18 protein-coding genes are annotated in these 17,245 nt (G+C 72.3%); 5 read left to right on the top strand and 13 right to left on the bottom strand.

What is annotated here, in order from left to right; all coding sequences use genetic code 11:
- Positions 1-2 precede the first annotated feature (2 nt).
- Both AB0L75_RS11390 and AB0L75_RS11385 read left to right on the top strand, forming a co-directional pair.
- The gene (locus AB0L75_RS11390; protein ID WP_365178718.1) at positions 3-713 is read left to right on the top strand and encodes an ABC transporter permease; all 711 of its coding nucleotides are present in this window, start codon (positions 3-5) and stop codon (positions 711-713) included.
- A gap of 41 nt (positions 714-754) precedes the next feature.
- Positions 755-1,198: a hypothetical protein gene (locus AB0L75_RS11385; RefSeq protein WP_365178716.1), complete on the top strand. Its 444-nt coding sequence runs from the start codon at positions 755-757 to the stop codon at positions 1,196-1,198.
- 38 nt (positions 1,199-1,236) lie between these two features.
- On the opposite strand, the gene mug is transcribed toward AB0L75_RS11385, so the two are convergent.
- Both mug and purB read right to left on the bottom strand, forming a co-directional pair.
- Positions 1,237-1,734, bottom strand: coding sequence for a G/U mismatch-specific DNA glycosylase (gene mug, locus AB0L75_RS11380; protein WP_365178713.1), 498 nt, complete (start codon positions 1,732-1,734; stop codon positions 1,237-1,239).
- A 71-nt stretch (positions 1,735-1,805) separates the two neighbouring features.
- On the bottom strand, positions 1,806-3,248 hold the full coding sequence (gene purB / locus AB0L75_RS11375; protein ID WP_365178710.1) for an adenylosuccinate lyase: 1,443 nt from the start codon (positions 3,246-3,248) through the stop codon (positions 1,806-1,808).
- Between the two features lie 349 nt (positions 3,249-3,597).
- Between purB and AB0L75_RS11370 the strand changes: the two genes are divergently transcribed.
- Complete coding sequence (locus tag AB0L75_RS11370; RefSeq protein WP_365178707.1) at positions 3,598-3,954, top strand: hypothetical protein; 357 nt, start codon at positions 3,598-3,600, stop codon at positions 3,952-3,954.
- Between the two features lie 168 nt (positions 3,955-4,122).
- On the opposite strand, the gene AB0L75_RS11365 is transcribed toward AB0L75_RS11370, so the two are convergent.
- The 7 genes from AB0L75_RS11365 to AB0L75_RS11335 form a co-directional block, all read right to left on the bottom strand.
- Positions 4,123-4,911: an SGNH/GDSL hydrolase family protein gene (locus AB0L75_RS11365; protein ID WP_365178705.1), complete on the bottom strand. Its 789-nt coding sequence runs from the start codon at positions 4,909-4,911 to the stop codon at positions 4,123-4,125.
- Between the two features lie 62 nt (positions 4,912-4,973).
- On the bottom strand, positions 4,974-5,993 hold the full coding sequence (locus tag AB0L75_RS11360) for a hemolysin family protein (protein ID WP_365178702.1): 1,020 nt from the start codon (positions 5,991-5,993) through the stop codon (positions 4,974-4,976).
- A complete protein-coding gene (locus tag AB0L75_RS11355) occupies positions 5,990-7,333 on the bottom strand; it encodes a hemolysin family protein (RefSeq protein WP_365178699.1) in 1,344 nt (447 codons plus the stop codon). The genes AB0L75_RS11360 and AB0L75_RS11355 overlap by 4 nt, the downstream gene beginning before the upstream one ends.
- A gap of 152 nt (positions 7,334-7,485) precedes the next feature.
- Positions 7,486-7,911 (bottom strand): GNAT family N-acetyltransferase, encoded by a 426-nt coding sequence (locus tag AB0L75_RS11350; protein ID WP_365178696.1) that lies wholly within the window; start codon positions 7,909-7,911, stop codon positions 7,486-7,488.
- 45 nt (positions 7,912-7,956) lie between these two features.
- On the bottom strand, positions 7,957-8,880 hold the full coding sequence (locus AB0L75_RS11345; RefSeq protein WP_365178694.1) for an LLM class F420-dependent oxidoreductase: 924 nt from the start codon (positions 8,878-8,880) through the stop codon (positions 7,957-7,959).
- A gap of 65 nt (positions 8,881-8,945) precedes the next feature.
- The gene (locus AB0L75_RS11340) at positions 8,946-11,516 is read right to left on the bottom strand and encodes an ABC transporter permease (protein ID WP_365178691.1); all 2,571 of its coding nucleotides are present in this window, start codon (positions 11,514-11,516) and stop codon (positions 8,946-8,948) included.
- A 4-nt stretch (positions 11,517-11,520) separates the two neighbouring features.
- A complete protein-coding gene (locus AB0L75_RS11335) occupies positions 11,521-12,321 on the bottom strand; it encodes an ABC transporter ATP-binding protein (RefSeq protein ID WP_365178689.1) in 801 nt (266 codons plus the stop codon).
- 139 nt (positions 12,322-12,460) lie between these two features.
- Here AB0L75_RS11335 and AB0L75_RS11330 point away from each other — a divergent pair, with 139 nt between their 5' ends.
- Positions 12,461-12,700, top strand: a complete 240-nt coding sequence (locus tag AB0L75_RS11330) for a toxin-antitoxin system HicB family antitoxin (RefSeq protein ID WP_365178686.1) — start codon at positions 12,461-12,463, stop codon at positions 12,698-12,700.
- Between the two features lie 4 nt (positions 12,701-12,704).
- On the top strand, positions 12,705-13,079 hold the full coding sequence (locus tag AB0L75_RS11325; protein ID WP_365178684.1) for a fic family toxin-antitoxin system, toxin component: 375 nt from the start codon (positions 12,705-12,707) through the stop codon (positions 13,077-13,079).
- On the opposite strand, the gene AB0L75_RS11320 is transcribed toward AB0L75_RS11325, so the two are convergent.
- The 4 genes from AB0L75_RS11320 to bioB all read right to left on the bottom strand — a co-directional run bounded on the left by AB0L75_RS11320 (position 13,080) and on the right by bioB (position 17,112).
- Complete coding sequence (locus AB0L75_RS11320) at positions 13,080-13,772, bottom strand: class I SAM-dependent methyltransferase (protein ID WP_365178682.1); 693 nt, start codon at positions 13,770-13,772, stop codon at positions 13,080-13,082.
- A gap of 107 nt (positions 13,773-13,879) precedes the next feature.
- Positions 13,880-14,596 (bottom strand): dethiobiotin synthase, encoded by a 717-nt coding sequence (bioD, locus tag AB0L75_RS11315; protein WP_365178679.1) that lies wholly within the window; start codon positions 14,594-14,596, stop codon positions 13,880-13,882.
- A gap of 1 nt (position 14,597) precedes the next feature.
- Positions 14,598-15,887, bottom strand: a complete 1,290-nt coding sequence (locus tag AB0L75_RS11310) for an adenosylmethionine--8-amino-7-oxononanoate transaminase (RefSeq protein WP_365178676.1) — start codon at positions 15,885-15,887, stop codon at positions 14,598-14,600.
- Entirely contained in the window at positions 15,880-17,112 is a 1,233-nt protein-coding gene (gene bioB, locus AB0L75_RS11305; protein WP_365178673.1) for a biotin synthase BioB, read from the bottom strand. Before bioB ends, AB0L75_RS11310 begins: the two co-directional genes overlap by 8 nt.
- Positions 17,113-17,245 lie beyond the last annotated feature (133 nt).

The raw sequence follows: 17,245 nt of genomic DNA, 5'->3' as shown, positions 1-17,245 counted from the left end.
CCATGCCCTTCGTACCCGTACTGCACGCCGAGTGGATCAAGATCCGCACTCTGCGCTCGCTCCTCTGCGGCCTGGCCGGGATCCTCCTCGCCACCACCGCCTTCTCGGCCGCCGAGGCCGGCGCAGGCGACCACTCGGACCCGCTGTACTCGGTGTTCTTCGGCGTCGGCCTCGGCCAGATCGCCGCGATCGCGTTCGGTACGACGGCCGTGGCGGCGGAGTTCCGGGGCGGCGCGCTGCGGCTGACGCTGTCGGCGGTGCCGGACCGACGGCGGTGGTTCGCCGCCAAGGCCACCGCGATCGCCCTGCCCGTGCTGGCCGTCGGCCTCCTCACCGGGCTGGTGACCCTACTGGTCGGCAAGGCGGTTCTCGGCGCGTCCGGGCCGACGTGGACCGAGGGCCTGCGCGGCGCCGTCGGCTGCGGCCTCCAGCTGACCCTGATGGCACTGTTCGCGGCCGGACTCGCCGCCGTGCTGCGCAGTGGCGTCGCGACCCTGTCCGTACTGATCCCGTTCGTGCTGATCGTGTCCTTCGTCGTCGGCGACCTGTCCGGCAGCGTCGCCGACTTCCTCCCCGACCGGGCCGGCCAGGTGGCCCTGCACAGCACCTGGGACGGCGCCCTCGGCCCGTGGAGCGGGCTCGCGGTGACCGCGCTGTGGGCGGCGGCCGCCCTGCTCGTGGGCGTCTGGCGCATCGACCGCGGGGACGCCTGACGGCCCGCCAATTGTCAGTGCCGCCCGCTTTACTGGATCACATGGACATCGCGACGTGCCTGACCGTCATCGATTCGCTGTGCGCAGGGGAGTTCCCCGCCGCGCACGGCAGAACGGAACACGGCGAGAGCGGGCCCGCGTTCCACATGGCCGCCTTAGAGACGAGCGGCGACTTCTCGGAGGACGACGGGCCCGGGCGGGAGGAGACGGCGGCGCAGTACGAGGCCGACCGGGACGCCCTGGCCGAGCGGATGGCGCAACGGTGGGGTCCCGCGCAGTACATCAGCCTGTACAGCGTTCTGGAGCGGACGACGCTCGGCGAGGACATACCGCAGCCGTGGGCAGGCCTCGGCGGGCACGTCCCGGACGTCATGCTCTGGCAGCCGCCCGGGACCGGCCGCTGGCTAGCGCTCGGGGTGTCCCAGTGGACCGGTCACGCGCCGTTCCAGCTGCTGGCGGTGGTCACCACCGTGGACCCGCCGTGACCCGTCCGGACCGGCGCGGCGGCCCGTATCCGGCCGACCTAGGCCGGCGCGGCGACCCGCAGCCGGGCGAACTCCTCCGCCATGGTCGCCGCCGTCCAGTGCGCGTTCAGCCCGCTGGGATTGGGCAGCACCCACACCCGGGTGTCCCCGATGGTCCGCTCCTGCGGCCCCACTCGCGCGTGCCGCTCGCCGAAGGCCGCCCGGTACGCGGTCACCCCGACCACGGCCAGCCATCCCGGCCGCAGCCGGGTCACCTTCTCGGTGAGCAGCCGGCCGCCCTCGACGTACTCCTCGGCGGTCAGTTCGTCGGCCCGCGCGGTCGCCCGCGCCACGACGTTCGTGATGCCCAGTCCGTACGACAGCAGCTCCCGCTGCTCGGTCGGCTTCAGCAGCCTCGGGGTGAAGCCGGACAGATGCAGCACCGGCCAGAACCGGTTGCCGGGGCGGGCGAAGTGATGGCCGGTCGCGGCCGTCATCAGCCCCGGATTGATGCCGCAGAACAGCACCTGGAGGCCGTCCGCGACGACGTCCGCCACGAGACGGTCGCGGGCGGCCTCAAGGTCCGCCTTGGTGAGGCGGGGAGAGCGGGGAGAGCCGGGCGTGCGGGTCAGAGGATCGCCCCGGGGGTGTAACCGGCGGCCTCCGGGTGCTGCTTGGCGATCTCCTCGATCCGGCCGACGACGAGACCCACCTGGTCGGCGGCGGCGCCCGTGAAGGACAGCTTGTCGGCCATCAGCGCGGCGAGCTGCTCGCGGTCGAGCGGCAGCCGCTCGTCGGCGGCGAGCTTGTCGAGCAGGTCGTTGCGTTCGGCGCCCTGCTCGCGCATCGCGAGCGCGGTGGAGACGGCGTTCTCCTTGATCGCCTCGTGCGCGACCTCACGGCCCACCCCGGCCCGCACGGCGCCCATCAGCACCTTGGTGGTGGCGAGGAAGGGAAGGTAGCGGTCCAGTTCGCGGGCGATCACCGCCGGGAAGGCGCCGAACTCGTCGAGAACCGTGAGGAAGGTCTCCAGCAGACCGTCGAGCGCGAAGAACGCGTCCGGCAGCGCGACCCGGCGTACCACCGAGCAGGACACGTCGCCCTCGTTCCACTGGTCGCCGGCCAGCTCGCCGGTCATCGAGGCGTAGCCACGCAGGATCACCATCAGGCCGTTGACGCGCTCGCAGGAGCGGGTGTTCATCTTGTGCGGCATCGCCGAGGAGCCGACCTGGCCCGGCTTGAAGCCCTCGGTGACCAGCTCGTGCCCGGCCATCAGCCGGATCGTCCTGGCCAGTGAGGAGGGGGCGGCGGCGAGCTGCACCAGCGCGGTGACGACCTCGTAGTCCAGCGAGCGCGGGTAGACCTGGCCGACCGAGGTGAACGCCTGCGAGAAGCCCAGGTGCCCGGCGATCCGGTTCTCCAGCTCGGCGAGCTTGGCCGCGTCACCGCCGAGCAGGTCCAGCATGTCCTGCGCGGTGCCGACCGGGCCCTTGATGCCGCGCAGCGGGTAGCGGCCCAGCAGCTCCTCGACGCGGCCATGGGCGACGAGCAGCTCGTCGGCGGCGGTCGCGAACCGCTTGCCGAGCGTGGTGGCCTGTGCGGCCACATTGTGCGAGCGGCCGGCCATGACCAGCTCGGCGTACTCGCCCGCCAGCTTGCCGAGGCGCGCCAGCACGGCGACCGTACGGTTGCGCACCAGCTCCAGCGAGAGCCGGATCTGCAGCTGTTCGACGTTCTCCGTGAGGTCGCGGGAGGTCATGCCCTTGTGCACGTGCTCGTGCCCGGCGAGGTCGTTGAACTCCTCGATCCGGGCCTTCACATCGTGCCGGGTGACCTTCTCGCGCTCGGCGATCGAGGCCAGGTCGACGGTGTCGAGGACACGCTCGTAGTCGGCGATCGCCTCGTCCGGCACCTCGATGCCGAGGTCCTTCTGGGCGCGCAGCACGGCGAGCCAGAGCTGCCGCTCCAGCTTCACCTTCTGCTCGGGGGACCAGAGCGTGGCGAGCTCGGCGGAGGCGTAGCGTCCGGCGAGGACGTTCGGGATGCGGGGCTTGGCGGGCGCAGGAGTCACGTGTCCAGAGTTTACCGTCCGTCCATACAGGGTCCGTACCGTCCATGCGCTGTACGAATCCACAGGTCAGCAGGCTGTCGCGCGGGTCTGCCGCGCCCGTTCGCGGGACGTGTGTGAGAGGGCGCCGCGCACGGTCCCCAGCCGCCGTTCCGCAGACATCGGACGCCGTGCGGTTTTTTCCAAGACGCCCCGCACCTTCCACAGGCAGGCTCACCTGGTCGCGCGTTCGGGGTCCCTTTGACCGCGGGATCTCGGTACGGCGCGATCCGCTTCCGCTGCCGCGAGGTGAGACAGGCAGCACGAGCGGCCACAACAGCGATCAGAATCACCGACGAGAAGGAGATTCCGGATGAAACGGGGCGGTTTCAAGCGGGGGCTCGTGGTTGGCGCCTCCCTCATCGGATTCGGCGTGGCTGCCCTGGCCGTGCCGAACACCGCGTCCGCGGCGGGGGAGCTTCAGGTCACCGTTCACACGAACTACGCGGACAGCATCCAGGTGTATGGCACGAACCAGTACGGGAATGAGGCGGAAACGGGCTGGATCCCGACGCCCAACGCCTGGACCCGTGTCCCCGACTACTGGTGGCGAGGAACAGTCACCGTGCACGGGATCGGCCGGCACAACGGCCGCACCGTCGAGTCGTACGCCACGTGCCGTGTCGTGCCTGGTGGCACGCCCAATTACGCGGATTGCTACGCCTTGTAGCCTGCCGCCTGCGAGGATCCGCGCAATCCGCTGACCTCGGGGCGCGACCGCTGCCGGCGCCTGTGAGAGGCCCCGGCAGCGGTCACGAGATGTGCGAAGGCCCGCTCGGAGTGAAGCAGGTGTTCGTGCTCGGCGTGGGCAAGCTTCGGCGGGGCTACGAGAGGCCTGTCACGCCTGGCCCTCGTACGGCAGCAGCTCCGGACGCTTCGGTGGGCGGCCGTCACCCGAGGAGCGGCCGGTCAGGCGGCGGCCGATCCAGGGCAGCAGATGCTGCCGGGCGAACCGGACGTCCGCCGCCCGGCGCGTCACCCAGCCCGGCGGGAGCGTGGCCGGCATCGGGACCCGCCACTCGGTGTCCTCCGGCTCGTACCCGAGCGTCTGCCACACCGCCTCGGCGACCCGGCGGTGCCCCTCCGCCGTCAGATGCAGCCGGTCCACGTCCCACAGCCGGGGGTCGCCGAGCGAGGGCGCCCCGTACAGGTCGGCGACGACCGCGCCGTGCTTGCCGGCCAGTTCTTCGACGCAGGCGAACAGCTCCTCCATACGCGGCCGGAACCGCTCCAGCACCGGTCCCTGGCGGCCGGGGCTGCGCATCAGCACCAGCTGCCGGCAGGACGGGGCCAGCCGCTCCACGGCCTCGGTCAGCAGGCCCTTGACCCGGCCCATGTCGCACTTGGGCCGCAGGGTGTCGTTGAGCCCGCCGACCAGCGTGATCACGTCGGGGTTCATGGCGGCAGCCACGTCCACCTGCTCGTCGACGATCTGCCCGATGAGCTTCCCGCGCACGGCAAGGTTGGCGTACCGAAAGCCCGGTGTGCGGGCGGCCATCCGCGTGGCGAGCAGGTCGGCCCAGCCTCGGTAGGAGCCGTCGGGCAGCAGGTCCGACATGCCCTCGGTGAAGGAGTCGCCGACCGCGACCAGGCTGCCGTACGGGGGAGGTGTGGGATTCATCTGCATGGCGTGAGCGATGGTATCCCGGCTCCATACCCGCCGGTCGGTCGCCCCGTGAACGCTCGGCGTCACCCCGGTGCAGGCTGTCCGAACAGCTCCCGCAGCACGTCCTCCATGGTCACCAGTCCGGCCAGCCGGCCGTCGTCGCCGAGCACCGCCGCGAGATGCGTACGGCTGCCCCGCATCGCGGTGAGCACGTCGTCCAGCGGGGTCCGCTCCCGTACCCGGGCGATGGGCCGCATGTCGCGCAGCCGGAACGGCACGTCCCGCGGCGAGGCGTCCAGTGCGTCCTTGACGTGCAGATAGCCCACGATCCGTCGGCCCACGTCGACCACCGGGAACCGGGAGAAGCCCGACTCGGCCGACAGCCGCTCCAGCTGCTCCGGAGTGACGCCCACGTGCGCGTACACCACGCGCTCCAGCGGCACCACGACGTCCCGCACCGGCCGGCTGCCCAGCTCCAGGGCGTCGTGCAGCCGCTCCCGTGCCCGGTCGTCGATCAGACCCGCCTCGCCGGCGTCCTTGACGATCTCGGCCAGCTCGGCGTCCGTGAAGGTCGCCGCGACCTCGCCCTTCGCCTCCACTCTGAGCAGCTTCAGCAGCCCGTTCGCGAAGGCGTTGATCGTGAAGATCACCGGGCGCAGTGCCCGGGAGAGCGCGACCAGCGGCGGGCCGAGCAGCAGCGCGCTGCGCACCGGTTCCGCGAGCGCGATGTTCTTCGGGACCATCTCGCCCAGCAGCATGTGCAGATAGGTCGCGAGGGTCAGCGCGATCACGAAGGACACCGCGTGGCCCGCGCTCTGCGGCACGCCGAGCGCGTGGAACACCGGCTCCAGCAGATGCGCGATCGCGGGCTCGGCGACCACGCCCAGGACCAGCGTGCACAGCGTGATGCCGAGCTGTGCGGCGGCCAGCAGCGCGGAGACGTGCTGCAGGCCCCAGAGCACGGCCTTCGCGCGCCGGTCGCCGTCCTGGGCCAGCGGCTCGATCTGCGAGCGGCGCACGGAGATCAGCGCGAACTCGGCGCCGACGAAGAAGGCGTTGACGACCAGGGTCGTCAGGCCGATCAGCAGCTGTACGGCGGTCATCGCGCCCCCTTTGCGGTCTCATGGGCCTGCTCGTCGTCCAGCGGCGCGTGCAGCAGCACCCGGGCCGCCCGGCGGCCCGTGGCGTCCACCACGTCCAGCCGCCAGCCGGCGACCTCGACCGTGTCACCGGTCCGCGGTATCCGGCCCAGCAGGGTCGCGACCAGTCCGGCCAGCGTCTCGTACGGCCCCTCGGGCACCCGCAGGCCCACGCGCGCGAGCTGGTCGGTGCGGGCGGCGCCGTCGGCCGAGTACAGGGCCCGGCCGTCCTCGTCCGCCCCGGCGGGGGCGAGGTCGGGCGTCTCGTGCGGGTCGTGCTCGTCCCGCACCTCGCCGACGACCTCCTCGACGATGTCCTCCAGGGTCGCGACGCCCGCCGTGCCGCCGTACTCGTCGATGACGACGGCCATGGTGCGCCTGCCGCCGAGCCGGTCCAGCAGCCGGTCGACGGTCAGGGACTCGGGGACGAGCAGCGGCTCGCGCATCTCCTGGGAGACGCGGCGGTGGCGGCGCTGTTCGGCGGGTACCGCCAGGATGTCCTTGACGTGGGCGACGCCGACGACCGAGTCCAGGCTGCCCTGGTAGACCGGGAACCGGGACAGACCGGTGGCCCGGGTCGCGTTCGCCACGTCCTCGCAGGTCGCCTGGGTGTCGAGGGCGATCACCTGGACGCGCGGGGTCATCACGTTCTCCGCCGTCAGGTCGGCCAGGTTCAGAGTCCGTACGAACAGCTCGGCGGTGTCCGCCTCCAGCGCGCCCTCCTTGGCGGAGTGCCGGGCGAGCGCGGCCAGCTCCTGCGGGCCGCGCGCGGAGGCCAGCTCCTCGGCGGGCTCGATGCCGAACCGGCGTACGACATGGTTGGCCGTGTTGTTCAGGTGCGTGATGAAGGGCCGGAAGGCCGCGCTGAACCAGCGTTGCGCGTTGCCCACCCGCTTGGCCATGGTCAGCGGCGTGGAGATCGCCCAGTTCTTCGGGACCAGCTCGCCGACGACCATCAGGAACACCGTCGACAGGGCCGTACCGACCACCAGGGCGACCGAACTCGCTGTGCCGCCCGACAGGCCCGTCGCCCGGAACGGGCCCGCGAGCAGCTTGGCGATCGACGGCTCGGCGAGCATGCCGACCACCAGATTGGTGACCGTGATGCCGAGCTGGGCGCCGGAGAGCTGGAAGGTCAGGTTCCGTACGGCCTTCAGGGCGCCCGCGGCGCCGCGTTCACCGCGCTCGACTGCTCGCTCCAGCTCGCCGCGCTCGACCGTGGTCAGCGAGAACTCCGCCGCCACGAAGGCGCCGCAGGCCAGTGACAGCAGGATCGCCACCAGGAGGAGGAGCACTTCGGTCATCGGGTCACCCCCGTCCCATGATCGGAGAGGGCGGGACGGGACGCGCGGTGGCGCGGACTGGGAGGCTCGCCCATGGGCGGACGCTCACAACCTTTCATAGCGGGCCGAGTACTCCCTCAATGGTAAAGGACGAGCAAAGCCTCTCTGCGGGGTCAGTCCGTGAGCGGCTTCACCCAGCGCCGCCAGTGCTCCTCCGGGCCGTACCCGGCCGCACTCCAGGCGTGGTGCGCGGTCTCGTTGCGGACCAGCACCATCGCGTCCGCGCGCCGCCCGCCGAGCCGCACGAAGCGCTCCTCGGCGGTGGCCAGCAGCGCCGAGCCGATGCCCTGCCGGCGCCGCCCCGGATGCACCGCGAGCCGGTACAGATGGCAGCGCCAGCCGTCGAACCCCGCGATCACCGTGCCGACCAGCTCACCCTCCCGCTCGGCGAGGATCAGCGCCTCGGGGTCGCGGGCGACGAGGCGCTCCACCCCGTCCCGGTCGTCGCTGATGCTGGTGCCCTCGGCGGCCGTCTTCCAGAAGGCGAGCACGGCGTCGAGGTCGGAGTGGGTCGCGGGGCGTATGCGTACATCGGTCATCTGATCATCGGACCATGCGATACGTGCCGCGCGCACGGATTTCCGTCAAGCGGACTCCTCGCGCAGCCTCTCCATCACCGGCGCGAACGCCTCCATGTGCGGCTCCAGCACGGTCAGATACGAGAACCCGTACCGCTCGCGCTGCGCCCGCACCCGCGCGACGACGTCCTCCAGCGGGCCGGCCAGCACGATGGGCAGGGCCAGAACGTCGTCCATGGTCAGCTGCGGCTGCCGCTCCAGCAGCGGCTTCAGCACGGGCTCCGGGTCGTCCGTGACGGCCACGAGCTGGAGGAGCAGATTCAGCTCCGCCGGCTCCGCCCGGCCCGCCGCCAGATCCCGGTACCGCGCCACCCGCTCGTCCAGCTCCCCGGCGGAGAGCGGCTCCAGCACACCCGGCGTCGACCCCGGCCGGGCTCCGGTGAAGGCCGCGATGTCCGCGTGCTCGGCGGCCAGCCGCAGCATCCGGTCGCCGTTGGCACCGATCAGCAGCGGCACCCGGGACTGCACGGGGCACGGCACGGGGGTCCCCCCGGTCGGGCGGAGCCGAGACGAGGGGAGTTCGGCGGAGCCGAGAAGCCGGTCCAACTCCCCGACCATGCGCGCGAGATGGTCCACCCGCTCGCGCGGCGAGCCGTACGGCAGCCCGGCCGTCTCGTGCTCGGTCGGCACATACCCGGTGCCCAGCCCGAGTTCGAGGCGCCCGCCGGTGAGCGCGTCCGTGGTCGCCACCTCGCGGGCGAGCAGGGCCGGGTTCCAGAAGCCCGCGTTGAGCACGAACGTGCCGAGCCGGGGCCGCTCGGTGGCCTCGGCCGCCGCGACCAGCGCCGGGAAGGGCGCGACCATCCCCAGATGGTCCGGGACGAGGATCACGTCGTACCCCAGCTCCTCGGCGCGCCGGCACTTCGCGCGCCACTCGGCGGCGGGCGCGGGCGTGAGCAGATTGACCCCGAAGCGGAACGGACGCGGCATGAAGTCTCCCCGGTTCGATGCGACTTGAGCCTGCATCATGATCCCATCAGGGCGGCCGCGCACGGTCACTCGTGGGCGATCGCCGCCAGCACATTCATCCGCGACGCCCGCAGCGCCGGCAGCAGCGCCGCCACCACGCCGACCACCGCCGAGCCGAGTACGACGGCGACGATCGTGGTCCAGGGGATCGCCAGCGCCGTCAGCCCGCGCAGGGCCAGCACCCGCTGCATGCACACCCCCCACACGAGCCCCAGCGCCAGCCCGAGCACCGCGCCGAACACCGCGATCACCACCGACTCCAGCCGGATCATCCGGCGCAACTGCCGCCGCCCCAGTCCGATCGCGCGCAGCAGCCCGATCTCCCGGGTGCGCTCCACCACCGACAGCGCGAGGGTGTTGACCACGCCGAGCACGGCGATGACGATCGCCAGCCCGAGCAGCGCGTACACCAGGTAGAGCAGGACGGCGATCTGGTCGTGGACCAGCTTCTTGTAGTCGGTCTGGTTGCGCACCTGGACCTGCGGGAACGGCGTGAGCGCGTGTTCCAGGCGAGGACGCAGGTCCTGCGGTTTCGTCCCGGCGGCGGCATTGACGTAGAGCACGGAGTCCTGTGCGTCCGGCACGTACTTCTCCACGGTGGCGAGGCCGAAGGAGAGACCGCCCTGCGCGCCGAACCCGTCCGCCGTGTCCTGGTGAGTGAGCGCTCCGACGGTCAGCTCCGCGTGCCGCCCGCCCGGGAACTCGACCGGTACGACACTGCCGACGCGCACGCCGTGGTTCTTCGCGAAGCCGGCGTCCATGGCGAGGTGCCCGTCCGCCAGCGCGGCCGCCGAACCGCCCTGCGCGTAGGTGATGTGCACGACGTCGTCGAGCCCAGGGCCGTACGCGGTGGCCGTCGTTCGGACCCGGTCGCCGTCCGGCAGCCGTACGGCGATCTGAGTGAGCCGCTGCGGTACGACGCGCCCCACGCCGTGCGTCGCCACCACGGCGTCCCGCACCTTCTTGGTGAACGGGATGAAGTTGGTGTTCTGGATGATGAAGTCGGCGCCGAGGTTCTTGTCGATCTGCTGGTCGAACGACGCGGACATCGAGGCGCTGGCCACCGACATCCCGCCGACCAGGGCCAGCCCCACCATCAGCGCGGCGGCCGTGGCTCCGGTACGGCGCGGGTTGCGCAGGGCGTTGCGCTGGCTCATCCGGCCGACCGGGCCGAACAGCGCGGGGAAGGCACCGCCGAGGACCCGGATCACCGGGCGCACCAGCAGCGGACCGGCGACGACGGTCGCGATCAGCGTCAGGGCCACGCCGAGCCCGAGCAGCGAGGCCGCCTGCGCGGTCCTCGTGGCCGCCGCGCACCCGGCCAGTGCCGCCGCGCCGACCGCCCCGATCACCGCACCGGCGATCGCCCGCGTCTTCAACGGCCTGCCCACACCGGCGACCTCGGCATCCGCGAGTGCCGCCATCGGCGACACGGCCGCCGCCCGTCGCGCCGGCAGATAGGCGGCCACGAAGGTGACGCCGAGACCGACGACGTACGCCGCGACGGGCGTACCCCAGCCGATGACCATCTCCGTGGCCTTCAGGTTCATCCCGAACGCGGTCATCAGCCGGATCAGCCCGAGCGCCAGCCCGATCCCGGCCGCGAGACCGAGCGTCGAACCGACCAGGCCGAGCAGCAGCGCCTCCGTGAGCACCGAGCGCCGTACCTGCCGCCGGTCCGCGCCGAGCGCCCGCAGCAGGCCCAGTTCCCGGGTGCGCTGGGCGATCAGCATCGAGAAGGTGTTGACGATGAGGAAGACGCCGACGAGGAGCGCGACACCGGCGAAGCCCAGCATCACGTACTTGATCACGTCGAGGAACGCGCCCAGGCTGGCCGCCGCCGACTTGGCCTGCTCGTTCGCGGTCTTCAGGTCGTAGCCGCCGGTGCCGATCGCCGCGCCGATCCGGCGCTTCAGCTCCGCGTCGGACACCCCCTTCGCGGCGTCCGCCGTGACGCTGGTCGCCTTCGCGGCCGAGCCCAGCAGTTCACGGCCCGCGACCGCCGGGTCCAGGAAGACCAGGGCCGCGCCGGGGTTGGTCGTGGTGAACGTGGCGATGCCGGTGACCCGCACCCGGAAGGTGCCCGGCTGTGCCTGCACGGTCAGCGTGTCGCCGGTCCGTACGTGCCGCTTGCCGGCCGTGTCGGCGTCCAGCAGCGCCTCGCCCGCACCGCGCGGTGCATGGCCCGAGGTGAGTCGCACCGGGCTGCGGTCGGTGAGGTGCCAGGCCATGACTATGGTCGGGGCGCCGGTGGTCGGGCCGACCGGCTTGTCGCGGCTGTCGACCACGACGGCGTTCTGCACCGACACCTCGGCGCGGGCCGCCACGACCCCCTCGACCTTCGCCACCCGGTCCCGCAGCGCGGCCGGCACGGTCTGCACCGCACCGCTCACCCGGGCCGCCCTCAGGTCCTGCTGTTTCGGCTGGACCGTCACATCGGCGGCCGTGGAGGCGAACAGCCGGTCGAACGTCCGCGTGACGGTGTCGGAGAAGATCAGGCTGCCCGCGACGAACGCCACGGACAGGATCACGGCCAGCGCGGACAGCGCGAGCCGTCCCTTGTGCGCGAGGAAACTGCGCAGGGTGGCCTTGAGCACGGGGTCAGTCCTCCTGGGCGGTGCCGTCGTCGCCGAGCCGGTCCCGGACGACGTCGAAACGCTTCATGCGTTCCAGTACGGCCTCCGCCGTCGGCCGCTCCATCCCGTCCACGATCCGCCCGTCGGCCAGGAAGAGCACCAGGTCGGAATGGGCGGCGGCGCCGGGATCGTGAGTGACCATGACGACCGTCTGCCCGAGATCGTCCACCGCTTCGCGCAGGAAGCCCAGCACCTCCAGACCGGCCCGCGAGTCGAGGTTGCCGGTCGGCTCGTCCGCGAAGATCAGCTCAGGCCGGGAGGCCAGCGCCCGCGCGCACGCGACGCGCTGCTGCTGACCGCCGGAGAGCTGGGCGGGCCGGTGCCGCAGCCGGTCGCGCAGGCCGAGCGTGTCGATGACCTGCTTCAGCCACCGCTCGTCGGGCCTGCGGCCCGCGATGTCCATGGGCAGGGTGATGTTCTCGGCGGCCGTCAGCGTCGGGATGAGGTTGAACGACTGGAACATGAACCCGACCCGGTCCCGGCGGAGCCGGGTCAGCTCCCGCTCCCTCAGCCCGGTGATCTCGGTGCCGCCCAGCCACACCTGACCGGCCGACACCGTGTCGAGTCCGGCCAGACAGTGCATGAGCGTGGACTTCCCCGACCCCGAGGGCCCCATGACGGCGGTGAAACGGCCGCGCGCGATGTCCACGTCCACCGAGTCCAGGGCGATGACGGCCGTCTCGCCGGAGCCGTACGCCTTGGTGAGCCCGCGGGCGCGGGCCGCGACGGCGCCCCCCGGCGCGTACTGCGCATCGGATGTGGACAAGACCGCCTCCCGGTCGCCTGAAGCCTTTCCGAACCGTCCGTGTGAACCGCCGTGCGGGGCGAGCGTAAGGGACACGCCGACTCGGCGCAGCACTCCGTGCGCCCTTGCTTTGCTAGCACCCCGGCGCTAGCGTCGAAGCATGGCGAAGACCCAGCTGAACGTGCGCGTGGACGAGGGCACCGCCCGCGCGGCTCGCGAACGCGCCCTGGCCCGCGGCATCAGCGTCAACCGCTATATAGAAGAGCTGGTCAGACAGGACACCGGCGAGGCCGGTCATACGTTCGTCGAGGCCGCCGCCGACTTCATGAAGCAGTACGAGTCCGTGTTCGCCGAGGAGTTCACCGAGACCCGCGGCACCCGAACCGGGGACGGCAACTGATCCCTTGAACGATGTCAGCATCGACCTTGCCTGGCTCCTCATGCTCGCCGAACAGAGAACCCCCGGAGATCCGCAGGTCACCGACTGGGGCGCGCTGGTCGCCGCCGTCGCGCGGCACCGCGCCGAGATATTCGGCGTGCCCGTCTACGACGACCCGCACACCCGCGCCGCCTCCCTGCTCCAGCTGCTGATCCACCTGCCGGCGCTGGAGCGGTCCAACGCGCTCTTCGCCTCCGCGGTCGCCTATGCCTACCTGGTCACCAGCGGCGTGAAGGTGGCCACCTCACCCGAGCAGGTGCGCGACCTCGCCCGACTGGTCAAGGAGGAAGCGGCCGGCGTGGACGACATCGCGCGCGAGCTGCGCCGCTGGAGCCTGTGATCAGCGCGCGCTCGGCTCGTCCGGCCGCCAGGCGACGCCGAGCGCGCAGTACGACGTCGGCAGCGCCGGCCCGTGCTCCGGCATGAGCACCGGGCGCTGGGGGCCGAGCGTGAACCCGGCCGCGCGCAGTGCGGCCACCGGCTGCCGGGCCAGATGGCAGCCGCCGGCCAGCGTGGGCCACACCGTCCGGTCCAGGGCGCGCTGGGTCAGCGTCATCAGGCGGCCGCCGCCCCGGCCGTGCTCGAAGAACCGCACCTGGCCGCCCGGCCTGAGGACGCGCCGTACCTCGCTCAGCGTCCGTGGTACGTCCCGCACGCTGCACAGCACCAGGGACAGGACGGCCGCGTCGAACGCCTCGCTCTTGACCGGCAGGGCCTCGGCCGTGCCCGGCACGACGTCGACCGGCACCTGGGCGCGCAGCGCCGACTCCAGCGCCAACTGCCTGAGCAGCGGTTCCGGTTCGATGGCGACGACCTCCGCGACGGTGCCGGGATAGTGGGCGAAGTTCAGCCCGTTGCCCGCGCCGATCTCGATGACCCGGCCCGAGAGTCCGGCGAGCAGCCGGTCCCGCAGCCCGGCCACGCCCATCCGGGTCTCGGCACGCACGCTGACGCGGGCGTAGCAGCGCGCGAAGACCGGATGGTGGACGGGACTCTGCGCCACCTTGCCGGAGGCGGAGGACAGCAGCCGCATGGGGAACCTCCCGGAGCAGGACGGCCTGGGAAGAGTTTCCCCCGTACGACGTCCCCGCACCCCCCGGCGCGGAGCCCCGTGCTCACAACGCCACCTGGATCCGGCCCCTACAGCGCCACCCGTACGCGGAACGCCTCCGCGTCCCACGTCCCGTCCAGCCGGGGTGCCAGCCAGCGCGGTGCCGCCGCACGGAAGTCGGCCGGCGGCAGTGCTCCCGCGCCGGAGGGGATCGCGCCCAGGAGCGGGGATCCCGCGACCTCGGGCAGGTCGGCCACGTTGCAGCGGGTGGCGAGGTCGGGGGAGTCGGGCCAGCTGCCGATGACCACGCCGGCCGGCTCCAGCTCCCGGCGGCGCAGTTCGCGCGCCGTCAGCTCCGTGGTGTTCAGGGTGCCGAGCCCGGCCGTGGCCACGACCAGGACGGGGGCGTTCAGCAGGCGCGCCGCGTCGGCGAGGGTTCCGCCCGTCGCGTCGAAGCGGACCAGCAGCCCGCCCGCGCCCTCCACCAGCACCAGATCGTGCTCCGCGGCCAGCTCGGCCGCCCGGTCGGCCACCTCGTGCGGGCGCACCGGGGCCATGCCCGCCCGCCGGGCCGCCGTGCCCGGTGCCAACGGCTCGGGATAGCGGGCGAGTTCGGTGGCCGTGACCGGACCCGCGAGCCGCGCGACCTCGTCGGCGTCCCCGCGCTCGTCCGGCCGTACCCCCGTCTGGGCGGCCTTGAGCACGGCCACCGAGCGCCCGGCCGCGAGCGCGGCGGCGGCGACGGCGGCCGTGGTGACGGTCTTGCCGACCTCCGTGCCCGTCCCGGTGATCACCAGTACCGGCATGTCATCCCTCCCGCGCCGCGGCGCACACCGCGCGCGCGATCCGTGCCACGTCCTCGTCCGAGGTGATGTACGGCGGCATCGTGTAGACCAGGTCGCGGAAGGGGCGCAGCCAGACGCCCTCCCGTACGGCGGCCGCGGTGGCCGCGGCCATGTCCACCTCGTGGTCGAGCTGGACGACGCCGATCGCCCCGAGGACGCGGACGTCCCGTACCCCGGGCAGTTCGCGCGCCGGTGCCAGGCCTTCCCACAGGCCCGCCTCGATCCGCTTGACCTCCGTCCGCCAGTCCTGCCCGAGGAGCAGGTCGAGGGAGGCACAGGCCACGGCGGCCGCCAGCGGGTTGCCCATGAACGTGGGGCCGTGCGCGAGCACCGGCACCTCGCCCCGCGAGATCCCCTCGGCGATCCGCGCGGTGCACAGCGTGGCCGCCAGCGTCATGTAGCCGCCGGTCAGCGCCTTGCCCAGGCACATCACATCCGGGGTGACACCCGCATGGTCCGCGGCGAACAGCTCACCCGTGCGGCCGAAGCCGGTGGCGATCTCGTCGAACACCAGCAGCACGTCGTGCGCGTCGCACGCCTCGCGCAGCACCCGCAGATAGGCGGGGGAGTGGAAACGCATCCCGCCCGCGCCCTGCACCACCGGCTCCACGATCACCGCGGCCAGCTCGTCCGCGTGCCGGGCGATCAGCTCGCGCAGCCGGTCGGCGTACGACTCCTCGTACCGGGTGGGCGGCGCGTCGGCGAACACCTGGCGCGGCAGCACGCCGGACCACAGCCCGTGCATCCCGCCCTTGGGGTCGCACACCGACATCGGCTGCCAGGTGTCCCCGTGGTAGCCGCCCCGCCAGGTCAGCAGCCGCTGCTTGCCGGACCGGCCGAGCGAGCGCCAGTACTGCAGGCACATCTTCACCGCGACCTCGACCGACACCGAACCGGAGTCGGCGAGGAAGACATGCTCCAGGCCATCGGGTGACATGTCGACAAGGTGCTTCGCGAGCCGTACGGCGGGCTCGTGCGTGAGCCCGCCGAACATCACATGGCTCATCCGCCCGAGCTGCTCGTGCGCCGCCTCGTTGAGGACCGGGTGGTTGTAGCCGTGGATCGCCGACCACCACGAGGACATGCCGTCCACCAGTTCGCCCGAGCCGTCGGCGAGCCGCAGCCGGACCCCGCTCGCCGACTCCACGACGAGCGGTTCGGCGCGTCCGGGCATCGGGCCGTAGGGATGCCAGACATGCCGCCGGTCCAGCTCCAGCAGTTCCGGGACGCTCAGGCCGGGCAGGTCAGGCATTGGGCGCGAGGTCCGTTCCGGCGCCCCGGCGGCGGACGGCGACGAGGTCGGGGCGCGCCTCCTGCGGGGCCGGCGCGACCGCCGTACCCGCGGTACCGCACCCCCCGGCCGTCGTACCGCACGTGTCGGCCGCCGCAGTCGTACCGCAGGCGTCCGCGTCCTCGTGCGAGCCGCAGCCCTCGTGCGAGCCGCAGACGGAGCCGCAGCCGCCCGCGGCATCGACCCGGTGCTGCGGCAGCGTCACCTCGCCCGCGCCCTCCACCTCGAAGCCGGCGTCCGCGATCATCTCCAGGTCGGCCTTGCCGGCCTGGCCCTCGCTGGTCAGGTAGTCGCCGAGGAAGATCGAGTTGGCGAGGTGCAGCGCGAGCGGCTGCATCGTGCGGAGGTGGACCTCGCGGCCGCCCGCGATCCGGACCTCCACGTCCGGGCAGACGAACCGGACCATCGCGAGGATCCGCAGACAGCGCTGCGGGGTGAGGTTCCACTCCTTGGCCAGCGGGGTGCCCTCGAACGGGATGAGGAAGTTCACCGGCACCGAGTCCGGGTCCAGCTCACGCAGCGAGAAGACCACGTCGACGAGGTCGGCGTCGCTCTCGCCCATGCCCGCGATCAGCCCGGAGCAGGCGGACAGGCCGGCCGCGTGCGCCTTGTTCACTGTGTCCACCCGATCGGCGTAGGTGTGGGTGGTGGTGATGTCCCCGTAGGTGGACTCCGAGGTGTTGAGGTTGTGGTTGTAGGCGTCCGCGCCCGCCTCGCGCAGCCGCTCGGCCTGGCCGTCGGAGAGCAGACCGAGGCAGGCGCACACCTCGACCTGCTCGTTCTGCTCCTTGATCGTCCTGATGGTCTCCGAGACCCGGTCCACGTCCCGGTCCGTCGGGCCGCGTCCGCTCGCCACCAGGCAGACCCGCTTGGCGCCGCCCGCGAGACCGGCGGCGGCCGCCTGGGAGGCCTCGTCGGGCTTCAGCCAGGTGTACTTCAGGATCTCGGCCTTCGAGCCGAGCCGCTGGGAACAGTAGGAGCAGTCCTCCGGGCACAGGCCCGACTTGAGGTTGACGAGGTAGTTGAGTTTCACCCGTCGCCCGAACCAGTGCCGGCGCACCTTTCCGGCCGCGGCCACCACATCGAGCACATCGTCGTCGGAGGTGGCCAGAACGGCGAGCGCTTCCTCGCGGGTCGGCAGCTCGCGCCGAAGCCCCTTGTCCACCAGCGTGTTCAGCAGGTCCATGAGGTCCGATCCTGTCCTACGGGACCGCCTCGGGCCAAGGAGAGTTTGCACAACGGAGACGGTTCACCGTGTGGGTATTGCCACACCCTGGGCGGCTGGTCGTACCGCTAGGGTCTGTCCGCTACCTACAAAA

Source organism: Streptomyces sp. NPDC052101 (assembly GCF_040680235.1).
Lineage (GTDB): Bacteria > Actinomycetota > Actinomycetes > Streptomycetales > Streptomycetaceae > Streptomyces.
This window is presented reverse-complemented; position numbering and strand designations above follow the sequence as displayed.

Coding starts and splice junctions, on each gene's coding strand:
- AB0L75_RS11390 (WP_365178718.1), top strand. CDS start 3: ATGCCCTTCGTACCCGTACTGCACGCCGAGTGGATCAAGATCCGCACT.
- AB0L75_RS11350 (WP_365178696.1), bottom strand. CDS start 7,911: ATGACCGATGTACGCATACGCCCCGCGACCCACTCCGACCTCGACGCC.
- AB0L75_RS11345 (WP_365178694.1), bottom strand. CDS start 8,880: ATGCCGCGTCCGTTCCGCTTCGGGGTCAATCTGCTCACGCCCGCGCCC.
- AB0L75_RS11310 (WP_365178676.1), bottom strand. CDS start 15,887: ATGCCTGACCTGCCCGGCCTGAGCGTCCCGGAACTGCTGGAGCTGGAC.
- AB0L75_RS11320 (WP_365178682.1), bottom strand. CDS start 13,772: ATGCGGCTGCTGTCCTCCGCCTCCGGCAAGGTGGCGCAGAGTCCCGTC.
- AB0L75_RS11365 (WP_365178705.1), bottom strand. CDS start 4,911: ATGCAGATGAATCCCACACCTCCCCCGTACGGCAGCCTGGTCGCGGTC.
- AB0L75_RS11360 (WP_365178702.1), bottom strand. CDS start 5,993: ATGACCGCCGTACAGCTGCTGATCGGCCTGACGACCCTGGTCGTCAAC.
- bioB (WP_365178673.1), bottom strand. CDS start 17,112: ATGGACCTGCTGAACACGCTGGTGGACAAGGGGCTTCGGCGCGAGCTG.
- AB0L75_RS11330 (WP_365178686.1), top strand. CDS start 12,461: ATGGCGAAGACCCAGCTGAACGTGCGCGTGGACGAGGGCACCGCCCGC.
- AB0L75_RS11370 (WP_365178707.1), top strand. CDS start 3,598: ATGAAACGGGGCGGTTTCAAGCGGGGGCTCGTGGTTGGCGCCTCCCTC.
- AB0L75_RS11355 (WP_365178699.1), bottom strand. CDS start 7,333: ATGACCGAAGTGCTCCTCCTCCTGGTGGCGATCCTGCTGTCACTGGCC.
- AB0L75_RS11385 (WP_365178716.1), top strand. CDS start 755: ATGGACATCGCGACGTGCCTGACCGTCATCGATTCGCTGTGCGCAGGG.
- bioD (WP_365178679.1), bottom strand. CDS start 14,596: ATGCCGGTACTGGTGATCACCGGGACGGGCACGGAGGTCGGCAAGACC.